21 protein-coding genes are annotated in these 23,586 nt (G+C 72.7%); 12 read left to right on the top strand and 9 right to left on the bottom strand.

Annotated elements, in window-relative coordinates; translation table 11 throughout:
• Positions 1-130 precede the first annotated feature (130 nt).
• The 5 genes from C1708_RS19650 (at position 131) to C1708_RS19630 (ending at position 7,814) form a co-directional block, all read left to right on the top strand.
• Positions 131-892 (top strand): TIGR03089 family protein, encoded by a 762-nt coding sequence (locus C1708_RS19650; RefSeq protein WP_106413912.1) that lies wholly within the window; start codon positions 131-133, stop codon positions 890-892.
• A 219-nt stretch (positions 893-1,111) separates the two neighbouring features.
• Complete coding sequence (locus C1708_RS19645; RefSeq protein ID WP_106413911.1) at positions 1,112-2,320, top strand: LCP family protein; 1,209 nt, start codon at positions 1,112-1,114, stop codon at positions 2,318-2,320.
• 242 nt (positions 2,321-2,562) lie between these two features.
• Positions 2,563-4,356, top strand: a complete 1,794-nt coding sequence (locus tag C1708_RS19640; protein ID WP_106413910.1) for an LCP family protein — start codon at positions 2,563-2,565, stop codon at positions 4,354-4,356.
• 83 nt (positions 4,357-4,439) lie between these two features.
• The gene (locus C1708_RS19635; protein WP_106413909.1) at positions 4,440-6,095 is read left to right on the top strand and encodes an LCP family protein; all 1,656 of its coding nucleotides are present in this window, start codon (positions 4,440-4,442) and stop codon (positions 6,093-6,095) included.
• 144 nt (positions 6,096-6,239) lie between these two features.
• Positions 6,240-7,814 (top strand): LCP family protein, encoded by a 1,575-nt coding sequence (locus tag C1708_RS19630; protein WP_106413908.1) that lies wholly within the window; start codon positions 6,240-6,242, stop codon positions 7,812-7,814.
• A gap of 66 nt (positions 7,815-7,880) precedes the next feature.
• Here the strand turns inward: C1708_RS19630 and C1708_RS19625 are convergent, their stop codons facing one another.
• On the bottom strand, positions 7,881-8,921 hold the full coding sequence (locus C1708_RS19625; protein ID WP_106413907.1) for a glycosyltransferase family 2 protein: 1,041 nt from the start codon (positions 8,919-8,921) through the stop codon (positions 7,881-7,883).
• 128 nt (positions 8,922-9,049) lie between these two features.
• Here C1708_RS19625 and C1708_RS19615 point away from each other — a divergent pair, with 128 nt between their 5' ends.
• Positions 9,050-10,525 carry an LCP family protein gene (locus C1708_RS19615; protein ID WP_502696074.1) on the top strand — a complete coding sequence of 492 codons (1,476 nt, stop codon included), beginning with the start codon at positions 9,050-9,052 and terminating at the stop codon, positions 10,523-10,525.
• A 46-nt stretch (positions 10,526-10,571) separates the two neighbouring features.
• Here the strand turns inward: C1708_RS19615 and C1708_RS19610 are convergent, their stop codons facing one another.
• Positions 10,572-11,129, bottom strand: a complete 558-nt coding sequence (locus C1708_RS19610; RefSeq protein WP_106413904.1) for an acyl-CoA thioesterase — start codon at positions 11,127-11,129, stop codon at positions 10,572-10,574.
• A 118-nt stretch (positions 11,130-11,247) separates the two neighbouring features.
• On the opposite strand from C1708_RS19610, the gene C1708_RS19605 reads away from it, so the two are divergent.
• Positions 11,248-12,507 (top strand): LCP family protein, encoded by a 1,260-nt coding sequence (locus tag C1708_RS19605; RefSeq protein ID WP_106413903.1) that lies wholly within the window; start codon positions 11,248-11,250, stop codon positions 12,505-12,507.
• Positions 12,508-12,574: 67 nt separating this feature from the next.
• Here C1708_RS19605 and C1708_RS19600 read toward each other — a convergent pair whose 3' ends face one another.
• Positions 12,575-12,940, bottom strand: coding sequence for a four-helix bundle copper-binding protein (locus tag C1708_RS19600; protein ID WP_106413902.1), 366 nt, complete (start codon positions 12,938-12,940; stop codon positions 12,575-12,577).
• Between the two features lie 179 nt (positions 12,941-13,119).
• Between C1708_RS19600 and C1708_RS19595 the strand changes: the two genes are divergently transcribed.
• A complete protein-coding gene (locus tag C1708_RS19595) occupies positions 13,120-14,283 on the top strand; it encodes a phospholipase D-like domain-containing protein (protein ID WP_106413901.1) in 1,164 nt (387 codons plus the stop codon).
• A gap of 65 nt (positions 14,284-14,348) precedes the next feature.
• A complete protein-coding gene (locus C1708_RS19590; RefSeq protein ID WP_106413900.1) occupies positions 14,349-14,993 on the top strand; it encodes a dihydrofolate reductase family protein in 645 nt (214 codons plus the stop codon).
• Between the two features lie 73 nt (positions 14,994-15,066).
• On the opposite strand, the gene C1708_RS19585 is transcribed toward C1708_RS19590, so the two are convergent.
• Positions 15,067-16,224 carry an acyl-CoA dehydrogenase gene (locus tag C1708_RS19585; RefSeq protein ID WP_106413899.1) on the bottom strand — a complete coding sequence of 386 codons (1,158 nt, stop codon included), beginning with the start codon at positions 16,222-16,224 and terminating at the stop codon, positions 15,067-15,069.
• 193 nt (positions 16,225-16,417) lie between these two features.
• On the opposite strand from C1708_RS19585, the gene C1708_RS19580 reads away from it, so the two are divergent.
• Positions 16,418-17,761 carry a UDP-glucose dehydrogenase family protein gene (locus C1708_RS19580; protein WP_106413898.1) on the top strand — a complete coding sequence of 448 codons (1,344 nt, stop codon included), beginning with the start codon at positions 16,418-16,420 and terminating at the stop codon, positions 17,759-17,761.
• 111 nt (positions 17,762-17,872) lie between these two features.
• Here the strand turns inward: C1708_RS19580 and C1708_RS19575 are convergent, their stop codons facing one another.
• Positions 17,873-18,379: a CGNR zinc finger domain-containing protein gene (locus tag C1708_RS19575; RefSeq protein ID WP_106413897.1), complete on the bottom strand. Its 507-nt coding sequence runs from the start codon at positions 18,377-18,379 to the stop codon at positions 17,873-17,875.
• 108 nt (positions 18,380-18,487) lie between these two features.
• Between C1708_RS19575 and C1708_RS19570 the strand changes: the two genes are divergently transcribed.
• Entirely contained in the window at positions 18,488-18,847 is a 360-nt protein-coding gene (locus C1708_RS19570; protein ID WP_106413896.1) for a VOC family protein, read from the top strand.
• A 15-nt stretch (positions 18,848-18,862) separates the two neighbouring features.
• On the top strand, positions 18,863-19,255 hold the full coding sequence (locus C1708_RS19565; protein ID WP_106413895.1) for a VOC family protein: 393 nt from the start codon (positions 18,863-18,865) through the stop codon (positions 19,253-19,255).
• 54 nt (positions 19,256-19,309) lie between these two features.
• Here C1708_RS19565 and C1708_RS19560 read toward each other — a convergent pair whose 3' ends face one another.
• The 4 genes from C1708_RS19560 to C1708_RS19545 form a co-directional block, all read right to left on the bottom strand.
• Positions 19,310-20,437 carry a dipeptidase gene (locus C1708_RS19560; protein WP_106413894.1) on the bottom strand — a complete coding sequence of 376 codons (1,128 nt, stop codon included), beginning with the start codon at positions 20,435-20,437 and terminating at the stop codon, positions 19,310-19,312.
• Positions 20,438-20,557: 120 nt separating this feature from the next.
• Positions 20,558-21,736 (bottom strand): dipeptidase, encoded by a 1,179-nt coding sequence (locus C1708_RS19555; RefSeq protein ID WP_106413893.1) that lies wholly within the window; start codon positions 21,734-21,736, stop codon positions 20,558-20,560.
• A 5-nt stretch (positions 21,737-21,741) separates the two neighbouring features.
• Complete coding sequence (purE, locus tag C1708_RS19550; protein ID WP_106416380.1) at positions 21,742-22,242, bottom strand: 5-(carboxyamino)imidazole ribonucleotide mutase; 501 nt, start codon at positions 22,240-22,242, stop codon at positions 21,742-21,744.
• A gap of 77 nt (positions 22,243-22,319) precedes the next feature.
• A complete protein-coding gene (locus C1708_RS19545; protein ID WP_106413892.1) occupies positions 22,320-23,462 on the bottom strand; it encodes a 5-(carboxyamino)imidazole ribonucleotide synthase in 1,143 nt (380 codons plus the stop codon).
• Positions 23,463-23,586: the final 124 nt, after the last annotated feature.

Genomic DNA, 23,586 nt, shown 5'->3' with positions numbered 1-23,586 from the left:
TTGGACACAGTCAGACAAATCTGTCCATCGCTCAGATGACGGCCCGTCGGCCGCCGTTCCCCCGAACCGGTGGCCCGCGCCCGGCCCGCGCGGAGGGTGCGCGCGGCCGGGGCCGCGTACCCTTGCGCGGGTGAACGCCACCGACCGCACCCCTGCCGACCTGCTGGGTTCCGCGCTCGCCGCGGACCCGGGACGCCCCCTGGTGACCTTCTACGACGACGCCACGGGCGAGCGGGTCGAATTGTCCGTGGCCACCTTCGCCAATTGGGTGGCCAAGACCGCCAACCTGCTCCAGGACGAGCTGTCCGTCGAACCGGGCGACCGGGTGACCCTGCTGCTGCCCGCGCACTGGCAGACCGCGGTGTGGCTGCTGGCGTGCGCGTCCGTCGGGGTGGTCGCGGACGTCGGCGGCGACCCGGCCGCGGCGGACGTGGTGGTGAGCGGTCCGGAGCCGGAGTCGCTGGCGGCCGCCCGCGCCTGCTCGGGCCCCCGCGTCGCGCTGGCGCTGCGGCCGCTCGGCGGGCGTTTCCCCCAGCCGCCGGAGGGTTTCGCCGACTACGCCGTGGAGGTGCCGGGCCAGGGCGACCGGTTCGTGCCGTACGCGCCCGTCGACCCGGAGGAGCCGGCGCTGATCGTGGCGGGCCGGGAGTTCTCCGGCGCGGAGGTCGTCGAGCGGGCCCGCGCGGAGGCGCCGGACCTGGGGCTGACCGGCCCCGGCTCGCGCGTCCTCTCGGGGCTGCCGTACGACACGTGGGAGGGCCTCGTCGCCGGGCTGTACGCGCCGCTGGCGACCGGCGGCTCCGTGGTGCTGTGCCGCAACCTCGACCGGCTGGCCCCCGAGGCCCTCGACCAGCGCGTGGAGAGCGAACGGGTCACGGTCATCGCCCGCTGACCCGCCCTCGGCGCCCCGGCCGCCGCAGAGCGGCCCCGGAGCCCGCCTCACCCGTTCGGCGCAACACCACCCCCCGCCCCTCCCTCGCCCGGGCCACAGTCGTAGGAAGCGGCACGCGCCCGAGGGCACGCACCCGGGCGGGGCGCACCCGCGCGGCACGCACAGCGGGCCGCACCCGTACGCCGTCCCGGCCCGGACGCAGGGAGGGGTGGAACCGGCATGAGCGACACCGCAGGCGCGGCCCCCGAGGGGCAGGGGGCGGCGGGGCGGCCCCTCGGTCCGGGCGCCGGCTCCTCGCCGAGCGGGTGCGGCCGCGGCCGCCGTCGCCGCCGGCGCTGGGGGTGGGGCGTCGGCCTCGGGGTGTCCCTCGCGCTGGTGGGCGCCGCGGCCGCCGGGTGGGCGGTGTACATGAAGCTGGAGGGGAACATCACCCCGGACGAGGCGGCGGCGGCCGAACTCGCCCGGTTCGAGAAGGACCGGCCCACCGCGCTGGTGAAGGACGCCCTCAACGTCCTGCTGATCGGGTCGGACTCGCGCGCGGGCGCGGAGAACCGCCGCTACGGGCGCGACCCGGGCACCGAACGCTCGGACACGGTGATCCTGCTGCACCTGTCGGCGGGCCGGCACAGTGCCACCGCGGTGTCGATACCGCGCGACCTGATGGTGGACGTGCCCGGCTGCCGCCGCCCGGACGGGTCGCGTTCGGCGCCGATGTTCGCGCAGTTCAACTCCGCCTTCGAGGTGGGCGGTTCGGCCTGCACCGTCCGCACCGTCGAGAACCTCACCGACATCCGCGTCGACCACCATGCCGTCGTCGACTTCGAGGGGTTCAAGGACATGGTCGACGCGGTGGACGGCGTCGAGGTGTGCCTGAGCGAGCCCATCGACGACGAGGACGCCCGCCTGCGCCTGCCGGCGGGGCGGGTGACCCTCGACGGCGAACAGGCGCTCGGCTACGTCCGGGTGCGCAAGACCCTCGGGGACGGCAGCGACACCGGCCGCATCGAGCGGCAGCAGCGGTTCCTCGGCGCGCTGGTGAACAAGGTCCGCAGCAACGAGATCCTGCTGAATCCGGTGAAGCTGTATCCCGTCCTGGACGCGGCCACCTCGTCCCTCACCACCGACCCCGGACTCGCCAGCCTGCGCGGTTTGTACGAACTCGTACGGGGCCTGCGCGACATCCCCGCGGAAGGTGTGCAATTCCTCACCGTCCCAAGGGAGTCCTACGCCGGGGACGTGAATCGGGATCAGCTCGCCCAGCCCGCCGCCGGGAAACTGTTCGAGCGGCTGCGCAAGGACGAACCGGTGCGCGTGGATACGCACGGTGAGCGAAAGGCCACGGAAAAGGAAACAGCGGCGCCGGCGGACAGCGCGTCCCCGGCTCCGACGTTCTCCGGGAACACCGCCGCCGAGGACACCTGCGCGTAAAGGAAACTCAAAGGCAACTCCCGGATTGCGAACTCCTGTCCACAGAAATGGGCGGATTGCCCCTTGTGAAGGCGTGGAATTCGTCACCGGCGTCGCCGGAGACCGATCCGGGCCGTTAGTGTGAGCCATCCGGTGCGTCCGTTCCTTCAGGTCCGTCCTGAGATCCCGCACTGTGTGACCGAGACCCGAGCGCCTGGGAGGGGAAAGGCGCCGCGTGGCCCCGACGGAGGATTCGAGCGACCGTGGACGCGCAAGGCCGTGGGCGGGGGGAGAACATCGATCCCGCAGATCAGTGGGTACTCAATCCGAACACCGGCGAATACGAACTGCGACTGAGCCCTTCCGCACCGCAGTCGCCCATTCCGGCCCCGCGCGGGCCGCGGAAGCCGGGTGCGGGACAGCGGAAGCCGGGCGCGGGACAGCCGCGTGCCCGGTCGGCGTCGCCCGACGAGGCGCCCGAGCGCCCCGGCCGTGCCTCCCCCGAGCGTGAGACGTCCGGGCGGGAGGTGCCGCCGCAGCGCCGGCGCCGGGGCGCACCGGAGGAGCCGTCGGCGGGCCGCCGCGGCCGCCGGCCGGCGAAGAAGAACAAGAAGGCGAAGAAGGCGCTGCTGTGGGGCAGCGGCACCCTGGCCTTCCTGGTGCTCGGCACGGGCGTGGCCGGCTACCTGTACCTGGAGCACCTCAACGACAACATCACGACCGTGTCGGACGACGGCGCGAGCACCGGTGGCTTCAAGAAGGACCAGGCCATCAACATCCTGCTGATCGGCACCGACAAGCGCACCGGCGCGGGCAACGAGGGCTACGGCGACAAGGGCAGCGCGGGCCACGCCGACACCACGATCCTGCTGCACGTCTCCAAGGACCGTACGAACGCGACCGCGCTGAGCATCCCGCGCGACCTGATAGTCGACATCCCGGACTGCCCGACCGAGCAGGAGGACGGCAGCGAGAAGGTCATCCCCGGCTCCACCGGCGTCCGCTTCAACACCAGCCTCGGCCAGAACGGCCGTACGCCGAGCTGCACCATGCGGACCGTGACCGAGCTGACCGGCATCAAGCCGGACAACTTCATGGTGGCGGACTTCAACGCGGTGAAGACGCTGACCACGGCGGTCGGCGGCGTCGAGGTGTGCCTGGCCAAGGACATCGACGACCCGGACTCGCACCTGAAGCTGCCCAAGGGCACGCACACCATCGAGGGCGAGGAGGCCCTGGCGTTCGTGCGCACCCGTCACTCGGTGGGGCTGGGCGGCGACCTGAGCCGGATCGGGCTGCAGCAGCAGTTCCTGAGCGCGCTGATGCGCAAGCTGAAGTCGAACGACACGCTCACCAGCCCGACGAAGATGATCAAACTGGCCGAGGCGGGCACCGAGGCGCTCACCGTCGACTCCCAGCTGAGCAGCATCAACAAGCTCAAGGACCTCGGCCTGGAGCTGGGCAAACTGAACGTCAAGAACCTGACGTTCGCGACCGTGCCGGTGGTCGACAACCCGGCGGAGACGGTGAAGGCGACGGTCGTCCTCAACGAGGCCAAGGCCGCCGAGGTCTTCGACCTGATCCGCAACGACGTGTCGTTCACCGAGGTCAAGCAGCAGCAGAAGAAGGAGAAGGCCGCCGTCGCCGCCCGCCTGAAGGGCGAGAAGGCCCCGGCGTCCGAGGTGCGGGTGCGCGTCCTCAACGGCGGCGCGCCCGCCGGAAGCGCCCAGTCGACCCTGAGCTGGCTCCAGGTCCAGCAGGGCGTCAACAAGTCGGAGAACGGGGGCAACGCGCCCGCGGAGCTGGCGAAGACCACCCTCGAGTACGCCCCCGAGCAGGCGGACGAGGCGCGTCGGCTGGCCGCCATCATGGGTCTGTCCGGGGCGGCGATGCAGCCCGGCGAGAGCGTCACCAACTCCCAGGGCCTGCCCGCGATGACGCTGACCCTCGGCAAGGACTTCAAGGGCGCGGGCGTGTCGCTCACGCCCCCGGACAAGGCGCCCGACGACATCAAGAAGTCCACGTCCACGGCGGACAAGGTCGTGTGCGCCGAATAGGCGCCTGACCGGGCCCGTCTCGCGTTCCACGGGGCGCGGACGGGCCCGTCCCGTGTCCAGGGGTTGGGGAGCGACACCGCACGATGATGCGAAGCGACGCGTACGAAAAGGGGGCACGGCCGGACAGCGCCCCGCGCCGGTCCGGCCCGCCGGAGGAGGGCCGTCCCGAGGGGCGGCGCGCCCCGGAGGGCGGCGGCACGGGCGGCGGGAGACCGCGCGGCGGACGGGCGCGGCGCGCCCTGCGCTGGTCGGCGACGACCCTGGCGGTGCTGATACTCGGCACGGCGGGCGCCGGTTACCTGTACTACGACCACCTCAACGACAACCTGGTGAAGGGCGAGCGCAGCAGCGGCGACTCCAAGGCCGAGAGGTCGGAGCCGAACGCGGCCGGGCAGACGCCCCTCAACATCCTGCTGATCGGCTCCGACAGCCGCGCCTCCGACGCCAACGTGGAACTCGGCGGCGGCAGGGCCCACCGCGACAACCCGCCGCTCGGTGACGTGCAGATGCTGATCCACCTGGCCGCCGACCGGAAGAGCGCGGCCGTGGTGAGCATCCCGCGCGACACCCGCGTCGACATCCCCCGGTGCACCGACCCGGACACCGGGACGGCGTACCCGGCGACCAACGACATCATCAACACCTCGCTGGGACGCGGCGGTCCGGGCTGCACGCTCGCCACCTGGGAGAACCTCACCGGTGTCTACGTCGACCACTGGATGACCGTCGACTTCGCGGGCGTGGTGCGGATGGCCGACGCGGTCGGCGGCGTCGAGGTCTGCGTCCGGCAGAACGTGTGGGACCGGCCGCTGCCCGGCGTGCCCGGCGGCTCGGGCCTGAAGCTGCGGGCCGGGAAGACCGAGGTGGAGGGCGTGCGGGCGCTCCAGTGGCTGCGCACCCGGCACGCGTGGGGCAGCGACGTGCTGCGCACCCGCGCGCAGCGCATGTACCTCACCTCGATGATCCGCACCCTGCGCGGCCAGAACGTCTTCACCGACACCGGCCGGCTCACCGACCTCGCCGAGGCGGCCACCAGGTCGCTCCGGGTCTCCGAGGAGATCGGCTCGGTGAAGAAGCTGTACGACCTGGCGATGCAGCTCAGGACGGTGCCGCCGGACCGCATCACCATGACGGCCCTGCCGACCGTCCCGGACCCGCGGAACGCCAACCACCTGCTCCCCGCGGGGGAGGACGCCGAGCAGGTCTGGGCGCTGCTCCGCGACGACGTGCCGTTCGACACGAAGGGCGGCAAGGGCGCGGCGAGCGGCTCGGGCACGTCCGGGAAGCCGTCCCGCGAGGAGCGCACGGGGGACCCCTCCGCCCCCGACGGCGAGATCGCGGTGCTGGTGCGCAACGCCACCCGGTCCGCGGCCCAGGGCCCGGTCGCCGGCCGGGCGGGCGCGGTCGCCCGGGAGCTGGCCGGGCGGGGCTTCACCCGCGCCGCGCCCGACACCTCCGCCGCCGGCGCCGAGGAGCGGACCGTCGTGCGCTACCCGGCCGCCGGTCTGCGGGGGGACGCCCGGCGGGTCGCCGAGTCCCTGGGCATCCCGGCGGGTTCGGTCCGCCGGTCGGACGACGTCACGGACGTCACCGTGGTGGTCGGCGCGGACTGGCGGGAGGGCGGGACGTACCCGGAGCCGGAGCCGCCGAAGGCGGGGGACCTGCCGGACGACGCCGACGCGCTGAGCGCGGCGGAGAAGGGCGCCTGCATGGACGTGTACGCGCCGTACCGCTGGTAGCGACCGCGGCCGGGCCCCCGCCGTCCCTCGGGGAAATCGAGGGATGACCGGGGGCAACTGACGGGCCCGTCGTGCGTCTAACAGGACGCAGGGCGGGCCTGCGCGCCGGAGCGAGGTGTTTCCAGGGGTGGGAAGGACAGGGCAGTGACACAGAACGCCACGCGGGAGAAGGCCCGCGACGAGGAGCTCGCGCCGGCTCCCGACGACGAGCCGCCCGCCGACGGCACGGGCCCCCGCCCCCGGCGCGGCCGCCGGATACTCACGTGGTCGGCCGCGGTGCTCGCGCTGCTCGTCCTCGCGGCCGGCGGGGCGGGTTTCCTGTACTACCGGCAGCTCAACGACAACATCAAGAAGGACCCGCTGAACCTCGGCGACAGCAAGGTCGCCGCGCCGACGCCCAACGCGGCCGGCCAGACCCCGCTGAACATCCTGCTCATCGGCAGCGACGCGCGGGACAGCGAGGCGAACCAGGAACTCGGCGGCGCCCGCGAGACGTTCGGCTCCACGCCGCTGGCGGACGTGCAGATGCTGGTGCACCTGTCCGCCGACCGCAGCAACATGTCCGTGATCAGCATGCCGCGCGACACCCTGCTGCACATCCCCAAGTGCACCGACCCCGACGACGGCACGGTGTACCCGGCGAGCGAGGGCCGCGTGATGGCCAACCAGAGCCTCGGGCACGGCGGTCCGGGCTGCACGGTGGCCACCTGGCAGGAGCTCACCGGCATCCACATCGACCACTTCGTCATGGTGGACTTCGCGGGCGTGGTGGCCATGGCGGACGCGATCGGCGGCGTCCCCGTCTGCGTCGACGCCAACATCCACTCGCGCGACAGCCAGGGGCACGGCTCCGGGCTGAAGCTGCCGAAGGGCACCCACCCCGTCAAGGGCGAGCAGGCCCTGCAGTGGCTGCGCACCCGGTACGGCTTCGAGGACGGCAGCGACCTGGCGCGCGCCAAGGCTCAGCACATGTACATGAACTCGCTGGCCCGGCAGCTGCGCGAGAACGCCACCCTCAGCAGCCCCAACAGCCTGCGCCGGCTGGCCGAGGAGGCCACCCGCGCGCTCACCGTCGACCCCGGCCTCGACACGGTGAAGAAGCTGTACGACCTGAGCACCGAGCTGCGGAAGGTGCCGCCGGAGCGCATCACCATGACCACGATGCCCAACCGGTACGTGGGCGCCCGCGTGGAGCCCACCGAGGACGCCGAGAAGCTGTTCCGGCTGGTGCGCGAGGACATCGCCCTGGACGGCAGGGACGCCGAGCCGAAGCCCCTCGTGGAGAAGCCGCCCGCCGATCCGGCCGCCGAGGACGCCGACATCGCCGTGCAGGTCCGCAACGGCACCCGCACCGACGCCCTCGCGCCCGCCCCCGACCGGGCCGGCGCCATCGCCGGGGAGCTCCGGGAGAAGGGCTTCACGAGCGCCACCGCCGACACCGACGGCGCCTCCGCCGAGGAGCGCACGGTGGTGCGCTACCCGAGCGCCGACCTGGAGGGCGACGCCCGCCGTGTCGCCGCGGTCCTCGGCATCCCGGCCGACGCGGTGAAGCGGTCCACCGACGTGTCCGGCGTGACGCTCGTCGTGGGCGCCGACTGGCGCGAGGGCACGCGGTACGAGGCGCCCGAGGAGGACGACGCCATGCCCGAGTCGGCGCAGGCGCTCAACGGCGCGGACGACAAGGCCTGCATGCACGTGGACCCCGCCTTCACCTGGTGAGCGCGAAGGCCCCTTCCCGGCGCGGGAAGGGGCCTTCGGCTCTCGGCGTGCAGGGCGGACGGGGCGTCAGGCCGCCTTGGCGTCCTCCGCCCGGACGGCGGGGCGCCGGGAGGCGATGACCTTCTTCGCCAGCGAGCGCGGGCTGGTCAGGAAGCCCCAGCCCCACGACATGTGCATGGTGGCCAGGGCCACCGGGATGCGCAGCCGCGCCTTCAGCGGCAGCCCCTTGCCGGCGGGTATGGAGCCCGCCACGATCGCCGCGAGGTAGCCGCCGGGGACCACGAAGCCCCACGGGGTGAGCGCCGCGCCCACCACGAGGCCGGCCGCGATCGCGCACACCGCGGTCGGCGGGGCGAGGTAGCGCAGGTTGATGGAGCCGGCGTGGTAGCGGGCCACCACGTGGCGCCAACGGCCGTAGTCCTTGTACTGCTTGGCGAGCGCCCGCACGGACGGGCGGGGCCGGTACGACACCCTCAGCTCGGGCGAGAACCAGATGAGCCCGCCCGCCTCGCGGATGCGGAAGTTCAGCTCCCAGTCCTGGGCGCGGATGAACTCCACGTTGTAGCCGCCCTGCCGCTCCAGCGCCTCGCGCCGGAACACGCCCAGGTACACGGTCTCGGCGGGGCCCGCCTCGCCGCCGGTGTGGAAGGCGGCGTTGCCCACGCCGATCTTCGAGGTCATCGCGGCGGCGACGGCGCGCTCCCAGTCGTTCTCGCCCTCGGCGTGCATGACGCCGCCGACGTTCTGCGCGCCGGTCTCCTCCAGGAGGCGTACGGCGGTGGCGATGTAGTTCGGGGAGAGCATCCCGTGGCCGTCGACGCGGACCACGACCGGATGGCGCGAGGCCTCGATCGCCGCGTTGAGGGCGGCCGGGGTGCGGCCGGTCGGATTGGGCACGGTGCGCACCCGCGGGTCCTCGGCGACGAGTTCGGCGGCGATCTCGTCCGTGCGGTCCGTGGACGGACCGAGGGCGATCACGACCTCCATCTCACCGGCGTACTCCTGGGCGAGGATCGCGCGGACCGCGCCGCGCAGATGCCGCTCCTCGTTGAGGACGGGCATGATCACGGAAACGGCCGGGGGCCGCACGTCGGGATTGGCGTTCATAGGAGCCTCACGTTACCGCGAACGGGGGACACGGTTGCGCGTGCCGGGGTGCTGTGCGCGGGGCCGCAGATCGTATCGGCCTACGGTGCTCACGATTCCACGCTCGGCCGTCGTCCGGAGGTGCCCCCTTGCCCACGCCGCCGCGCTCCCCACGGCCCCGAACCCCCGGGCGGCGCCCGGCGCGGCCGTCCCGCCCGGCCCCGCACCCGCCCGCGCCCCCGCGCCGCCGGCCGCGCTGGGTCATGCGCACGGTCACCGCGCTGTCGGTCGTGGTGCTCGCGTCCGCCGGGATCGGGCACGCGGTGCTCAGCGGGCTCGACGACGACATCGCACGGGTCGACCCCTTCCGCGACATGAAGAACCGGCCGCGGGCCGGGCACGGCATGAACATCCTGCTGGTCGGCACGGACGGGCGGGACAGCGTCGGCGAGGAGGAGCGGGAGAAGTACCGGCTCGGCGGGGCGCCCTGCCACTGCACGGACACGATCATGATCGTGCACATCTCGGAGGACCGGGACCGCGCCAGCGTCGTCAGCCTGCCCCGCGACTCCTACGCCGAGACGCCCCCGCACACCGACCGGGTGAGCGGGCAGCGGCACAAGGGGCATCCGCTGAGGCTGAACGCGGCCTACGCGGAGGGCGGGCCGCAGCTCACCGTGCGGACGGTGGAGAAGATGACCCGGGTGAAGATCGACCATTACCTGGAGGTCGACTTCGCCAGCTTCATGAAGACCGTCGACGTCGTCGGCGGTGTGGAGATCTGCACCGACCAGCGGCTGAGGGACAGCCGCAGCGGGCTCGACCTGCCCGCGGGCCGGCACACCCTCAAGGGCGGCGAGGCCCTGCAGTACGTCCGCGCCCGGCACGTCGACGGGGGTTCCGACCTCAGCCGGATGAGGCGGCAGCAGCACTTCCTCGCGGCGCTGGTGGAGCGGGCCGCCTCGTCCGGGATCCTGCTGAACCCGATGAGGTTCCGGGACGTCACCCGCGCGGTGCTCGGCTCGGTCCGCGCGGACGAGGGGTTCGGCGCCGGTGAGCTGCTCGACCTGGGGCGGGCGATGCGGAACTTCTCGCCGTCGTCGTCGGAGTTCACCACCGTGCCCGTGGTGACGCCGGGCCACGTGGTGAAGGGCATCGGCTCGACGCTGAAGTGGGACCCGGAGAAGTCCGAGCGCATCTTCGACGCGCTCCGCCGCGACCAGCCGCTGTCCGCGCGGTCCTCGTCCGGCGCGGCCCTGCGGGTGCCGGTCGACCCGAAGCAGATCCGCGTGCAGGTCGAGAACGGCACCCGCACGCCCGGTCTCGGCCGGCGCGTGGACGCGGCCCTGGCGGCGACCGGCTTCGACACCACCAAGGCCCCCGTCAACGCCGCCCGTCAGGACCACACGCGCACGGTCGTCGCCTACGACCCCCGCTGGGACCGCTCGGCGAAGTCCCTCGCGGCGGCGCTCCCCGGCAGCGAACTCCGCCCGGTCGAGGGCCAGGGCCCCACCCTGAAGGTCGTCGCGGGCACCGACTTCGAGAAGGTCCGCAAGGTACGCCCCCGGGACCCGGGCCAGGGAGAGTTCGGAGTGGTCCGCGGCGACGAGGTCAACTGCGGCTGAGCCGCGTCCGGGCGGGCCGCCGCGTGGCGGGCTCCGGGCGGGCGCGTCAGTCCTCGAAGCCCTCCGCCGCGCGCTTCTCGCGGAGGTCCAGGATCGCCCGGCGGCGGGCCAGGCGGTGGGTGCGGCGGATCTGGGCCTCCTGGTAGCGGCGGCGGTCCTGTTCGGTCTCCGGGACGACCGGCGGCACCCGGCGCGGCTTGCCGTCGGCGTCGACGGCGGCGAACACGAGGTAGGCGGAGCCGACGTGCGTGGCCGGCGTCGACTCGTTCCAGCGCTCGGCCAGGACCCGCACCCCGACCTCCATCGAGCTCCGGCCGGTCCAGTTGACCTGGGCCTTGACGTGAACAAGATCACCCACGCGGACCGGCTCGAGGAACGCCATCTCGTCCATGGAGGCCGTCACGGCCGGTCCTCCGGAGTGGCGGCCGGCGACGGCGCCCGCCGCGTCGTCGACCAGTTTCATGATCACCCCACCGTGCACGGTGCCCAGGAGATTGGTGTCGCTGTGGGTCATGATGTGGCTGAGGGTGGTGCGGGACGCCGAGACGGGCTTGCCCGGGATCTCCGGACTGTCCGTCTGCGCGGCAGGGGCCTGGTCTGTCATGGCATCCACCTTATGCCGAGGTGACGACCAGCCATTTTGTGTCAGCTTCGCAACAGCGCGGTCCTGATTTCCGACGACCCGTGTATGGCCGCCCGTCCGGACCTGCACACTGTCTGCCATGAATGATTGGCCCGAGGCATGGTCCGACGACAACCGCGGCCGCCGCTACGGACGCGGGAGCGCGAGCGCACAGCCCGAGAGCGCCCGTGTCATGCGGCAGGTCCGGCGCGGACAGCCCACCCCTCCCGGGCAGGGCGCCCACGGCTCGGTTCCGCAGCAGCCCGGCTACGTCGACGGCCAGGGCCACGGAGGCGGCTACGACAGCGGCTACAACACCGGCCAGGTGTACGGCGCGGGCGGACGCGGCGGCGGTGACGGCCACGGCCCGCAGCGCCCCGCGCCGGACTGGCGGCGCCGTATCAAGTGGACGGCCATCACCCTGGTGACCGTGGTGTTCGTCACCACCGTCGCCACCTACTTCTGGGCCGACTCCAAGCTCAACCGCGAGGTCGACCTGTCGAAGGTGATCGAGCGGCCCGAGAAGGGCGAGGGCACCAACTACCTCATCGTCGGCTCCGACAGCCGCGAGGGCCTGTCCGCCGAGGACAAGAAGCGGCTGCGCACCGGCTCCTCCGAGGGCAAGCGCACGGACTCGATGATGATCCTGCACACCGGGGACAACGGTTCGACCCTCATATCGCTCCCCCGTGACTCCAACGTGGAGATCCCCACCTTCAAGGGCTCCGAGTCCGGGAAGGTCTACCAGGGCACCGGCCGCCAGGTGAAGCTGAACGCCGCGTACGCCGAGGACGGCCCCGAACTGCTGGTCCGCACCGTCGAGTTCAACACCGGCCTGTACATCGACCACTACGTGGAGATCGGCTTCGCCGGCTTCGCGAACATCGTGGACGCGCTCGGCGGCGTGGAGATCGACATCCCGCAGGACATCAAGGACACCAAGTCCGGCGCCGACCTCAAGAAGGGCAAGCAGACCCTGAACGGCGAGGAGGCGCTCGCCTTCGTCCGCACCCGCTACGCGCTCGCCGGCTCCGACCTGGACCGCACCAAGAACCAGCAGAAGTTCCTGTCCGCCCTGGCCGACCAGGCGGCCACCCCCAGCACCGTGCTCAACCCGTTCAGGCTGTACCCGACCCTGGGCGCGGGCATGGACTCCCTGATCGTCGACAAGGACATGGGCCTGTTCGACCTGGCCGACATGTTCTGGTCGATGAAGGGCGTCAGCGGCGGCGAGGGCACGTCGATGAACATGCCGGTCTCCGGGTCCAGCGGCGGCAACCTGCTGTGGGACAAGGAGAAGGTGAAGCAGCTGGTCGACCAGCTGAACAACGACGAGAAGGTCACCGTCAAGGGCGACTGACGCCTCCGCGGTCACCGTGACGAGGGCACCCCCGCGGGGGTGCCCTCGCGCGTGTCCGGCACGTCCGTCACATCGGGGCGCCCGCCATCGCACGGCACGTCTCGGAGCAGCGGCGGCAGGACTCGGCGCACCGCGTCATCCGCTCGTCGTCCGGCATCGACATGCACGCCTCGGCGCACAGGTCGCAGGCCTGCGCGCACATCATGCACATCTCGTTCGCCAGCGGCGAGCGGCGCATCATCATGTCCGCGCACATGCGGGTCATCTCCGAACAGTCCAGGAGCGCCCGCATGATCCGCGTGTGGGCCTCGCCGCCCGTCTGCAGACACGCGCTCATGGTCTCCTCGCACACGCCGTGGCAGGCCATGCACGCCTGGACGCAGTCCTGCATCTCCTTGCTCAGCGGTTCCGTGGCCGGCTGCTGCTGGGTCATGGTTCCTCCCGGGGGACGGCGGGGACCGCCGTTCGGCCCTCGCACCTCCCGTCCTACGCCTCTGTGTCCATGACCACCACAGGACGCCGCTTGGCCGGGCCGGGAACGGCAAGAAGGGGGATGGCGCCCCTGACCACGGCGCCGAGGGGGCGGTCGGCAGACACACAGGGGAGAGGGACGTGACACCACAGACGGAGCGGAAGCGGCTGCGCAGACGGCTGGAACGGCTCATCGGCATCGCGGCGACCGAGGGCAACGAACTCGTGCCGCTGCGCAACGGCGACGAGATCTTCCCCGCGATGCTGGAGGCGGTCCGCGCCGCGGAGCACACGGTCGACATGATGACGTTCGTCTACTGGCGGGGCGACATCGCGCGGGAGTTCGCCGAGGCGCTGGCCGACCGGGCCCGCGCGGGCGTCCGCGTGCGCCTGCTGCTGGACGGCTTCGGCGCCAAGGAGATAGAGCCGGAGCTGCTGAAGGCGATGGAGGACGCCGGCGTCCACGTGGCGTGGTTCCGCAAGCCCACCCGGCTGTCGCCGATGCGGCAGAACCACCGCTGCCACCGCAAGGTCCTGGTCACCGACGAGCACACCGCCTTCACCGGCGGGGTCGGCATCGCGCAGGAGTGGTGCGGCGACGCCCGCAACCCCGGCGAGTGGCGCGACACCCACGTCCGGGTCCGCGGACCGGCCGTGGACGGCATCGCGGCGGCCTTCGCGCAGAACTGGGCCGAGTGCCACGACGAGCTGTACGACGCGTGCGACCGCTTCACCCCGCAGGAGCAGCCCGGCAACGCCACGGTCCAGGTGGTGCGGGGCTCGGCCAGCTTCGGCTGGCAGGACATGCAGACCCTGCTGCGCGTGGTGATCACCTCGGCGCGGGAGCGGTTCCGGCTGTCCACGGCGTACTTCGCGCCCGACGCCTATTTCGTCGACCTGCTGGCGGCCGCCGCCCGCCGGGGCGTCGAGGTGGAGATCCTGCTGCCCGGGCCGCACACCGACCAGCGCGCCTGCCTGCTCGCCGGGCGGCAGCACTACCAGACGCTGGTGGACGCGGGCGTGGAGGTGCGGGAGTACCAGCCGACCATGCTCCACACGAAGATCATCACGGTGGACGGCGTCTGCTCCCTGATCGGCTCCACCAACTTCAACCGCCGCTCCCTGGAGCACGACGAGGAGGTCATGCTGGCCGTCCTCGACGAGGACTTCACCGCCCGGCTCGACGCCGACTTCGACGCCGACCGCAAGCAGAGCGAGCCGATCGACCCGGCCCGCTGGAGGCGGCGCCCCCTGCGCGCCCGCCTCGCGGAGACCGCGGTCACCCCGATCCGGCGTTTCCTGTGAGCCGGCGCCGATGAGTTCTCCGCGCCCGGGGAGTCCACCTCCTGTCACCGATGTCAGGAGGAACAGTGTCTCAGCTGCTGCGCGTGCAGAATTTCAACGTCTCGGCCGACGGGATCGGCGCGGGCGAGGACCAGAGTCTGGAGCACCCTTTCGGCCATGTGAACCCCGGGGAGCTGTTCGCCTGGGCGGGAGCGACCGCGAGCTGGCCGAACCGCACCGCGCCCGGCGGGACCCGGGGCCTCGACGACTACTTCACCCGTGACTTCGCCCACAACATCGGCGCGGAGATCATGGGCCGCAACAAGTTCGGGCCCCAGCGCGGGCCCTGGCACGACCACGAGTGGCTGGGCTGGTGGGGGGACGAGCCGCCGTTCCGCACGCCGGTGTTCGTGCTGACCCACCACCCGCGGCCGTCGTTCACGCTGTCCGACACCACGTTCCACTTCGTCGAGGGCGACCCGGAGCGGGTGCTGGACCTGGCGCGGGAGGCGGCGAACGGCAAGGACGTGCGGCTCGGCGGCGGGGTCACGACCGTGCGCCAGTTCCTCGACGCCGGACTCGTGGACACCCTGCACGTGGCGGTGTCGCCGGTGAAGCTGGGCTCCGGCCTGCGGCTGTGGGACTCCCCCGAGGACCTGCTCGACCGGTACCACCTGGAGATCGTGCCCAGCCCGAGCGGGGTGGCGCACCACCTGTTCTGGCGCAGGTGACCGCGCCCGGGCCGGACAGCCCGGAGGGCGCCCGGGGGATCCCGGACGCCCTCTCGCGGTCACGCCCGTCGCTCTACGGCAGGTTGCGCGCCATCACGATCCGCTGGACCTGGTTGGTGCCTTCGTAGATCTGCGTGATCTTCGCGTCGCGCATCATCCGCTCGACCGGGTAGTCGCGGGTGTAGCCGTAGCCGCCGAGGAGCTGGACGGCGTCCGTGGTGACCTCCATGGCCACGTCGGAGGCGAAGCACTTGGCGGCGGCGCCCTGGAAGGTCAGGTCGCTGTCGCCCCGCTCGGACTTGGCCGCGGCGGCGTAGGTGAGCTGGCGGGCGGCCTCGATCTTCATGGCCATGTCGGCGAGCATGAACTGCACGCCCTGGAAGTCGGCGATCGGCTTGCCGAACTGCTTGCGCTCCTTGACGTAGCCCTTGGCGTAGTCGAGGGCGCCCTGGGCGATGCCGAGGGCCTGGGCGGCGATGGTGATGCGGGTGTGGTCCAGGGTCCGCATCGCGGTGGCGAAGCCGGTGCCCTCCTCGCCGATCATGCGGTCGGCGGGGATGCGGACGTTGTCCAGGTAGACCTCGCGGGTGGGCGAGCCCTTGATGCCGAGCTTCTTCTCCGGAGCGCCGAAGGAGACGCCCTCGTCGGACTTCTCCACGACGAAGGCGGAGATGCCCTTGGAGCGCTTCTCCGGGTCGGTGACGGCCATCACCGTGTAGAACTCGGACTCGCCGGCGTTGGTGATCCAGCGCTTCACGCCGTTGAGCACCCAGAAGTCGCCGTCGCGGACGGCGCGGGTCTTCATGCCGGCGGCGTCGGAACCGGCGTCCGGCTCGGACAGGCAGTACGAGAACATCGCCTCGCCCTTGGCGAGCGGGGCCATGTACTTCTTCTTCAGCGCCTCGGAGCCGGAGAGGATGACCGGCAGCGAGCCCAGCTTGTTCACGGCGGGGATGAGAGAGGAGGACGCGCAGACACGGGCCACCTCCTCGATCACGATGACCGTGGCGAGGGCGTCCGCGCCGGCGCCGCCGTACTCCTCGGGGACGTGGACGGCGTGCAGGTCGTTGGCGACGAGCGCGTCGAGGGCCTCGCGGGGGAAGCGGGCCTCCTCGTCCACCGCGGCGGCGTGCGGCGCGATCTTCGCCTCGGCCAGCGAGCGGACGGCGTCGCGGAGCATGTCGTGCTCCTCGGACGGGCGGTACAGGTCGAAGTCAGCCGATCCGGCCAAGGTCTCTCACGCTCCAAAACGCTGCGATGCTGATCACGCTAACTACCGTTAAGTAACTCAAATGTTAGCCCTCCCCCGGGGCCGTGGATAGGTGAGCTGGGCGACAGCCGGGCGGCCGCCGGTCAGGGCGGACGCGGACGCCCCGGATATGCTCGGGCGCGCACGTGCCTGCCGCAGACCCCTGGAGCACCCCATGGCCCTCAAGATCACCGTGATCGGCACCGGTTATCTCGGCGCGACCCACGCGGCGGCCATGGCGGAGCTGGGCTTCGAGGTGCTGGGCCTCGACGTGGTCCCGGAGAAGATCGACAAGCTGCGCCGGGGCGAGGTCCCGATGTACGAGCCGGGGCTCGAGGAGCTGCTGCGCCGGCACGTGGCCGGGATCGAGGGCTCGACCGGCCGGCTGCGGTTCACCATGGACTGGGCCGAGCTGGGCGAGTTCGGCGACGTCCACTTCGTCTGCGTGAACACCCCGCAGCGGCACGGCGAGTACGCCTGCGACATGTCGTACGTCGACGCGGCGATCGCCTCGCTCGCCCCGCACCTGAAGGGTCCCGCGCTGGTCGTGGGCAAGTCGACGGTGCCCGTCGGGTCGGCCGACCGGCTGGCCGCCTACCTCGCCGAGCACGCGCCGGCCGGGGCGGACGCGGAGCTGGCCTGGAACCCGGAGTTCCTGCGCGAGGGCTTCGCGGTGCAGGACACGCTGCACCCGGACCGGATCGTGGTGGGCGTGCGCAGCGAGCGGTCGGAGAAGCTGCTGCGCGAGGTGTACGCCACGCCGGTCGAGGAGGGCACGCCGTTCGTGGTGACGGACTTCCCGACGGCGGAGCTGGTGAAGACGTCCGCGAACTCCTTCCTGGCCACCAAGATCTCGTTCATCAACGCGATGGCGGAGCTGTGCGAGGCCACCGGCGGGGACGTCGCCAAGCTGGCGGAGGCGATCGGGTACGACGACCGGATCGGCCGGAAGTTCCTGCGGGCCGGCATCGGCTTCGGCGGCGGGTGTCTGCCGAAGGACATCCGGGCGTTCATGGCGCGCGCCGGTGAGCTGGGCGCGGACCAGGCGCTGACGTTCCTGCGCGAGATCGACTCGATCAACATGCGCCAGCGCGGCCGGATGGTGGAGCTGACCCGGCAGGAGCTGGGGGGCGGGCCGTTCCTCGGCAAGCGGGTGGCGGTGCTGGGCGCGACCTTCAAGCCGGACTCGGACGACGTCCGTGACTCGCCGGCGCTGAACGTGGCGGGGCAGATCCACCTCCAGGGCGGCCAGGTGACGGTCTACGACCCGAAGGGCATGGACAACGCCCGCCGTCTGTTCCCGACGCTCGGGTACGCCGGCTCGGCGCTGGAGGCGGTGCGCGGCGCCCATGTCGTGCTGCACCTGACGGAGTGGCGGGAGTTCCGCGAGCTGGACCCGGCGGAGCTGGGCGAGGCGGCGGCCGAGCGGGTGGTGCTGGACGGGCGCAACGCGCTCGACGCGGAGGTGTGGCGGCGGGCCGGCTGGCGCTTCCGGGCGATGGGACGTCCCGGGGCCTGACGCACCCGCCCGGGATCCGACGGACACAGGCGACGCCGGTTCGGCCGAGGCTCAGTCGGCCGAACCGGCGTCGTGTCGCATTCTGCCCCAACAGGCGCGGGCGTGGCGGGACTACCCCTGCTTCGCCCGGTACCGGCGCATCTTCGCGCGGGCCCCGCACACCTGCATGGAGCACCAGCGGCCGCGTCCGCCGGGGCTGCGGTCGTAGTAGGCCCAGTGGCAGTCGGGGGACTCGCATGCCTTGAGGCGCTGCCAGGTGCCGGCCGTGAGCGCCTCGGCGACGGCGGCGGCGACCCGGCCGAGCAGCGGCCCCTCGTCGGCCGGCGCGAGGGCGGCCGAGCCGTCGGCGGGGTCGACCGTGATCACCAGGGGCGCGCGGGCGAGCAGGTCGCCGAGCGGGACGACCGGGCGGTGGGCGGGGTGGCCGGCGTGCGCGAGCAGGGTGGCCCGCAGCGACTCGCGCAGGACGCGGGCGTCGTCGACGGCGTCCTCGGTGAGCCCGAAGGACGCGCGGCCCCCGGGGGTGTCCAGCGCGTCGTCCCCGGTGGCGAGGTCCACCGTGTTGACCAGGGCCTGGATCAGGGTCAGCCGCCCGGGCGGGGCCGCTCTCTCGCTCATGACGCGACGGTACCTCCCTCGATCCCCTTGCGACGTTACCGGTCATGAGGGAGCATGCGGTAACGGTTACCCGTAGACCGCTTCAGGCGGTAACTCGAGGAGGCAGTCATGTCCGTAGCGAAGGTGGGCGCCGTCGTCCTGGACTGTCCGGACCCGCGCGCGCTGGCCGGTTTCTACGCCGGCATCGTGGGCGGCACGGTGGACGGGGAGGGCGACTGGGTGGACGTGGAGGTGCCCGGCGGGCCGACGCTGTCCTTCCAGCGGGCCGAGGGACACGTGCCGCCGCGGTGGCCGGCCGCGGACCGCTCCCAGCAGTTCCACCTCGACCTGACCGTCGAGGACCTGGACGCGGCCGAGAAGGAGGTCCTGGCGCTGGGCGCGGAGCCGCTGGACACGGAGGACCGTTCGCGCGGCTTCCGGGTTTACGCGGACCCGGCCGGGCACCCGTTCTGCCTGTGCGCCTGCTGAGACCAGGAGGGATACATGGCCCCCGTGGCACGACTGCGCAATGTCGTCCTGGACTGCCCCGACCCGGGTGAACTGGCCGTCTTCTACGCGGCCGTCGCCGGCGGCACGCCCGTGGCGGAGGACGAGGACTGGGTGGTCCTCCACATCCCCTCGGGCCCGCGGCTCGCCTTCCAGCGGGCCCCCGGGTTCACCCCGCCGGCCTGGCCGAGCGCCGACCACGACTCCCAGCAGTTCCACCTCGACTTCGACGCGGGCGGCACCTGGGAGGAGGTCGACGCGGCCGAGGAGAAGGTGCTGGCCCTCGGGGCGCGCGTCCTGGACCGCGAGGACGACACGTCCAAGGACTTCCGCGTCTACGCCGACCCGGCGGGCCATCCCTTCTGCCTGTGCCGCATCGAACAGCCGTAGGGCACGGGCCCGCGGGGGCGCCGAGAAGCCGGGCTCGGTCCGGGCCGGCGCCGCTCAGCCGTCGAGGGCGGTGATCGTCGCCGTCGACGGCTTGCGGCGCTGCTGGGCGGTGTGCGCGGCGAAGGCCGCCGCGCGGAGGACGCGTTGGACGTTGCCCCAGGTCAGGAGGGCGACGTCGGACTCGTCCCAGCCGCGCCGGAGCAGCTCGGCGACGAGGCGCGGGTAGCAGGACGGGTCGCGCAGTTCCTGCGGGTGGGCGGTGCCGGTGTCGTAGGCGCCGGAGAGGCCGACGCAGTCCGGGCCGGCGAGGGTGCGGACGTGGTCGAGGTGGTCGGCGACGTCGCGGACCGTCGGCCCGGCCTGCTCGGCGGTGAGCGGCACCAGGCACAGCCCCTTCGCCTCGCCCACCGCGACGAGCAGGTCGTCGGGCAGGTTGGCCGGGTGCGGGCGCAGGTCGCGGGCGCCGGACCGGCTGAACAGCACCGGCGCCTTGGACACGGTCAGGGCGCGGCGGACGGTCGGGGTGGAGGCGTGGGAGAGGTCGGCGACCACGCCGAGCCGGTTCATCTCGCGCACGACCTCCTCGCCGAAGCGGGTGAGCCCGGCGGGCCCCGCCCAGGAGGTGCCGGTGAGGGTGAGCACCCGCACGCCGAGGGCGTGCAGCGCGCGCAGGACGCTCAGGGAGTCGCCGAGCGCGGGCGCGCCGGCCGGCCCGAACAGCACGGCGATCCGGCCGCGGTTGCGGGCGTCGACGACCTCCCCCGCGGTGCGGGCGGGGCGCAGTCCCTCGTCGTGGGCAGCGACGACCGCCTGCGCCAGGTCGAGCTGTTCCAGGGTCGCGGTGAGCGCCCGGTCCCCGTCGTGGCCCCCGGGCAGGTGCAGCGACCAGAACACGGCGCCGACCTGCCCCTTGCGCAGCCGGGGCAGGTCCGCGTCGACGGCGCTCTCCCCCAGGTCGAGGTCGTACCAGGGCAGTCCGCGCAGCGTCCACGGCAGTCCGCTGTAGCCGTCGCAGACGGGGTGGGCGGCGAGGACGGCCCGGGCGCGGTCGAGGGGGGCGTCGTCCGGGTCGGAGACGGGCCGGTACTCCTCCGGCCCGACGACCACCGCCTCCTGCGGGTACGGCTCGTCGGTGCGGCCGACCTCGGCGGCGGTGTGCAGGTCGTCCTGGAGATCGGCCATCACGGGGCTCCGTACGTCGTGACCTCGGCGGTACGGTCACGGTCGCACGGAGCCCCCTCCGGCTTCCTGGTGAACGCGGCGTTCGGGGTAAACCCGGGGGTCCCGCGCCGCGTGGGCCGGTCAGCCGTCCAGCGCCTCGATGGTGGCGTTGGACGGCGCGCGCGTCGTGCGCAGGCCGCGGGCCACGTCCTCAGCGGCGCCCAGCACGCGGACCGCGTTCTGCCAGGTCAGCTTGGCCAGGTCGGCGCGGGACCAGCCGCGGTCCAGCAGCTCCGCGATCAGCCGGGGGTAGCCGGAGACGTCGTCCAGGCCGTCGGGGGTGAAGGCCGTGCCGTCGTAGTCGCCGCCGATGCCGAGGTGGTCGATGCCGGCGACCTCGCGCATGTGGTCGAGGTGGTCGGCGACCGTGGCCACCGTGGCGACGGGGCGCGGGTGGGTCTCCTCGAAGGCGCGGTGCACCTTCATCGCCTCGGCGGTGGTGTCGAGGTGGTGGAAGCCGTGCGCGCGCATGTTCTCGTCGGCGGCCGCCGTCCAGTCGACGGCGGCCTGGAGCACGAACTTCGGCACGAACGTCACCATCGCGACGCCGCCGTTGGCGGGCAGCCGCTCCAGCACGTCGTCGGGGATGTTCCGCGGGTGGTCGCAGACCGCGCGGGCCGAGGAGTGGGAGAAGATCACCGGCGCCGTGCTGGTGTCCAGCGCGTCCCGCATGGTGGTGGCGGCGACGTGGGAGAGGTCGACCAGCATGCCGAGCCGGTTCATCTCCCGCACCACCTCACGGCCGAACGCCGACAGTCCGCCCACGCCGGGCTCGTCGGTCGCCGAGTCCGCCCACGCCACGTTGAAGTTGTGGGTGAGGGTCAGGTAGCGCACCCCGAGGCCGTACAACCCGCGCAGCGTGCCGAGGGAGCAGGCGATGGAGTGGCCGCCCTCCGCCCCCATGAGGGAGGCGATACGGCCCTCGCGGCGCGCGGCCTCCATGTCGGCGGCGGTCAGCGCGGGCGCCAGGTCCTTCGGGTACCGCTCCAGCAACTGCCGTACGCAGTCGATCTGTTCGAGCGTGGCCGGCACCGGGTCGGGGGCGTCGGCGCGGACGTACACCGACCAGAACTGCGCGCCGACGCCGCCGGCCCGCAGCCGGGGGATGTCGGTGTGCAGGTGGGCCGACTGGTCGCCGGCGATGTCGCGGGCGTCGAGGTCGTAGGTGACCTGTTCGCGCAGCGCCCAGGGCAGGTCGTTGTGCCCGTCGACGACGGGGAACTCGGCGAGCAGCGCGCGGGCGTCGTCCAGGGAGGTCACGGGGCTCACTTCCCGAAGCCGAAGCCGTTCGCGGACCCCTCGGCCCTGGCCCGCAGCCGCTTGCCCTTCTCGGTCGCCTGGTCGTTCAGCTCCTGCTGGAACTCCCTCATGCGGCCGAGCAGTTCCTCGTCGTGGGCGGCGAGGACACGGACCGCGAGCAGGCCCGCGTTGCGCGCGCCGGCCACGGAGACGGTGGCGACCGGCACCCCGGCCGGCATCTGCACGATGGACAGCAGCGAGTCCATGCCGTCGAGGTGCTTCAGCGGCACCGGCACGCCGATGACGGGCAGCGGGGTCACGGAGGCGAGCATCCCGGGCAGATGGGCGGCGCCGCCCGCGCCGGCGATGATCACCTTGAGCCCGCGGTCCGCGGCCTGCTCGCCGTACGCGATCATCTCGCGCGGCATGCGGTGCGCGGAGACGACGTCGGTCTCGTAGGCGATCTCGAACTCGTCGAGGGCCTTGGCCGCCGCCTCCATGACGGGCCAGTCGGAGTCGGACCCCATGACGATGCCCACCGAAGGGAAGGGGCGCGCGTCAGCGCTCGTTGAGGGGCGGTGGCCGGGCGACGGGTGGGCGGGACTCATTCGGTGATCGTGCCTCTCAGGTAGCCGGCTGCGTGACGGGCGCGCTCCAGCACGTCGTCCAGGTCGTCGCCGTAGGTGTTCACGTGACCGACCTTGCGGCCGGGCTTCACGTCCTTGCCGTACATGTGGATCTTCAGCCGCGGGTCGCGCGCCATGCAGTGCAGGTACGCGGAGTACATGTCCGGGTAGTCGCCGCCGAGGACGTTGACCATGACCGTCCACTTCGCGCGCGGGCGGGGGTCGCCGAGCGGGAGGTCGAGGACGGCGCGGACGTGATTGGCGAACTGCGAGGTGATCGCGCCGTCCATGGACCAGTGGCCGGAGTTGTGCGGGCGCATGGCGAGTTCGTTGACGAGGATGCGGCCGTCGCGGGTCTGGAACAGCTCCACCGCGAGGTGGCCGACCACGCCGAGTTCCCGGGCGATGGTCAGCGCCATCTCCTCGGCCTTCAGCGCGAGGCTCTCGTCGAGGTCCGGTGCGGGCGCGATGACGGTGTCGCAGACGCCGTTCACCTGCCGGGACTCCACGACCGGGTAGGCGACGGCCTGTCCGTGCGGGGAGCGCACGACGTTGGCGGCCAGCTCGCGCACGAAGTCGACCTTCTCCTCGGCGAGCACGGGCACGCCGGCCCTGAACGGCTCGGCGGCCTCCTCCACGGAGTCCACGACCCACACGCCCTTGCCGTCGTAGCCGCCGCGGACGGTCTTGAGGACGACGGGGAAGCCTCCCCCGCCCTCCGCCGCGAACGCGGCCACGTCGGCCGGGTCGTCGACGATGCGGTGGCGCGGGCAGGGCACGCCGATCGCCTCCAGCCTCGCGCGCATCACGCCCTTGTCCTGGGCGTGCACCAGCGCGTCGGGGCCGGGGCGGACGGGGATGCCGTCCGCCTCCAGGGCCCTGAGGTGCTCGGTGGGCACGTGCTCGTGGTCGAAGGTGATCACGTCGCAGCCGCGTGCGAAGTCGCGCAGCGTGTCCAGGTCGCGGTAGTCGCCGACGACGACGTCGCTCACCACCTGGGCCGCGGAATCCTGCGGGGTGTCACTGAGGAGCTTGAACCTGATGCCGAGCGGGATGCCCGCCTCGTGTGTCATACGAGCGAGCTGACCGCCGCCGACCATGCCGACTACCGGGAACGTCACGCCCCCAGGGTATCCGCCCGCGCCAGGGTGGCCGATTCCCGCCCGTCGGGCGGGACGGAAGGGACGCGCGGGGCGCGGGCGACGCGGCGTCCGCAGGAAGATCGCGCGTGCGGGTGGTTAGCAT

The organism is Streptomyces sp. DH-12, assembly GCF_002899455.1.
In the GTDB taxonomy this organism is placed as follows: domain Bacteria; phylum Actinomycetota; class Actinomycetes; order Streptomycetales; family Streptomycetaceae; genus Streptomyces.
The sequence above is the reverse complement of the archived record's forward strand: the minus strand, read 5'-3'. Positions and strand labels throughout refer to the sequence as shown.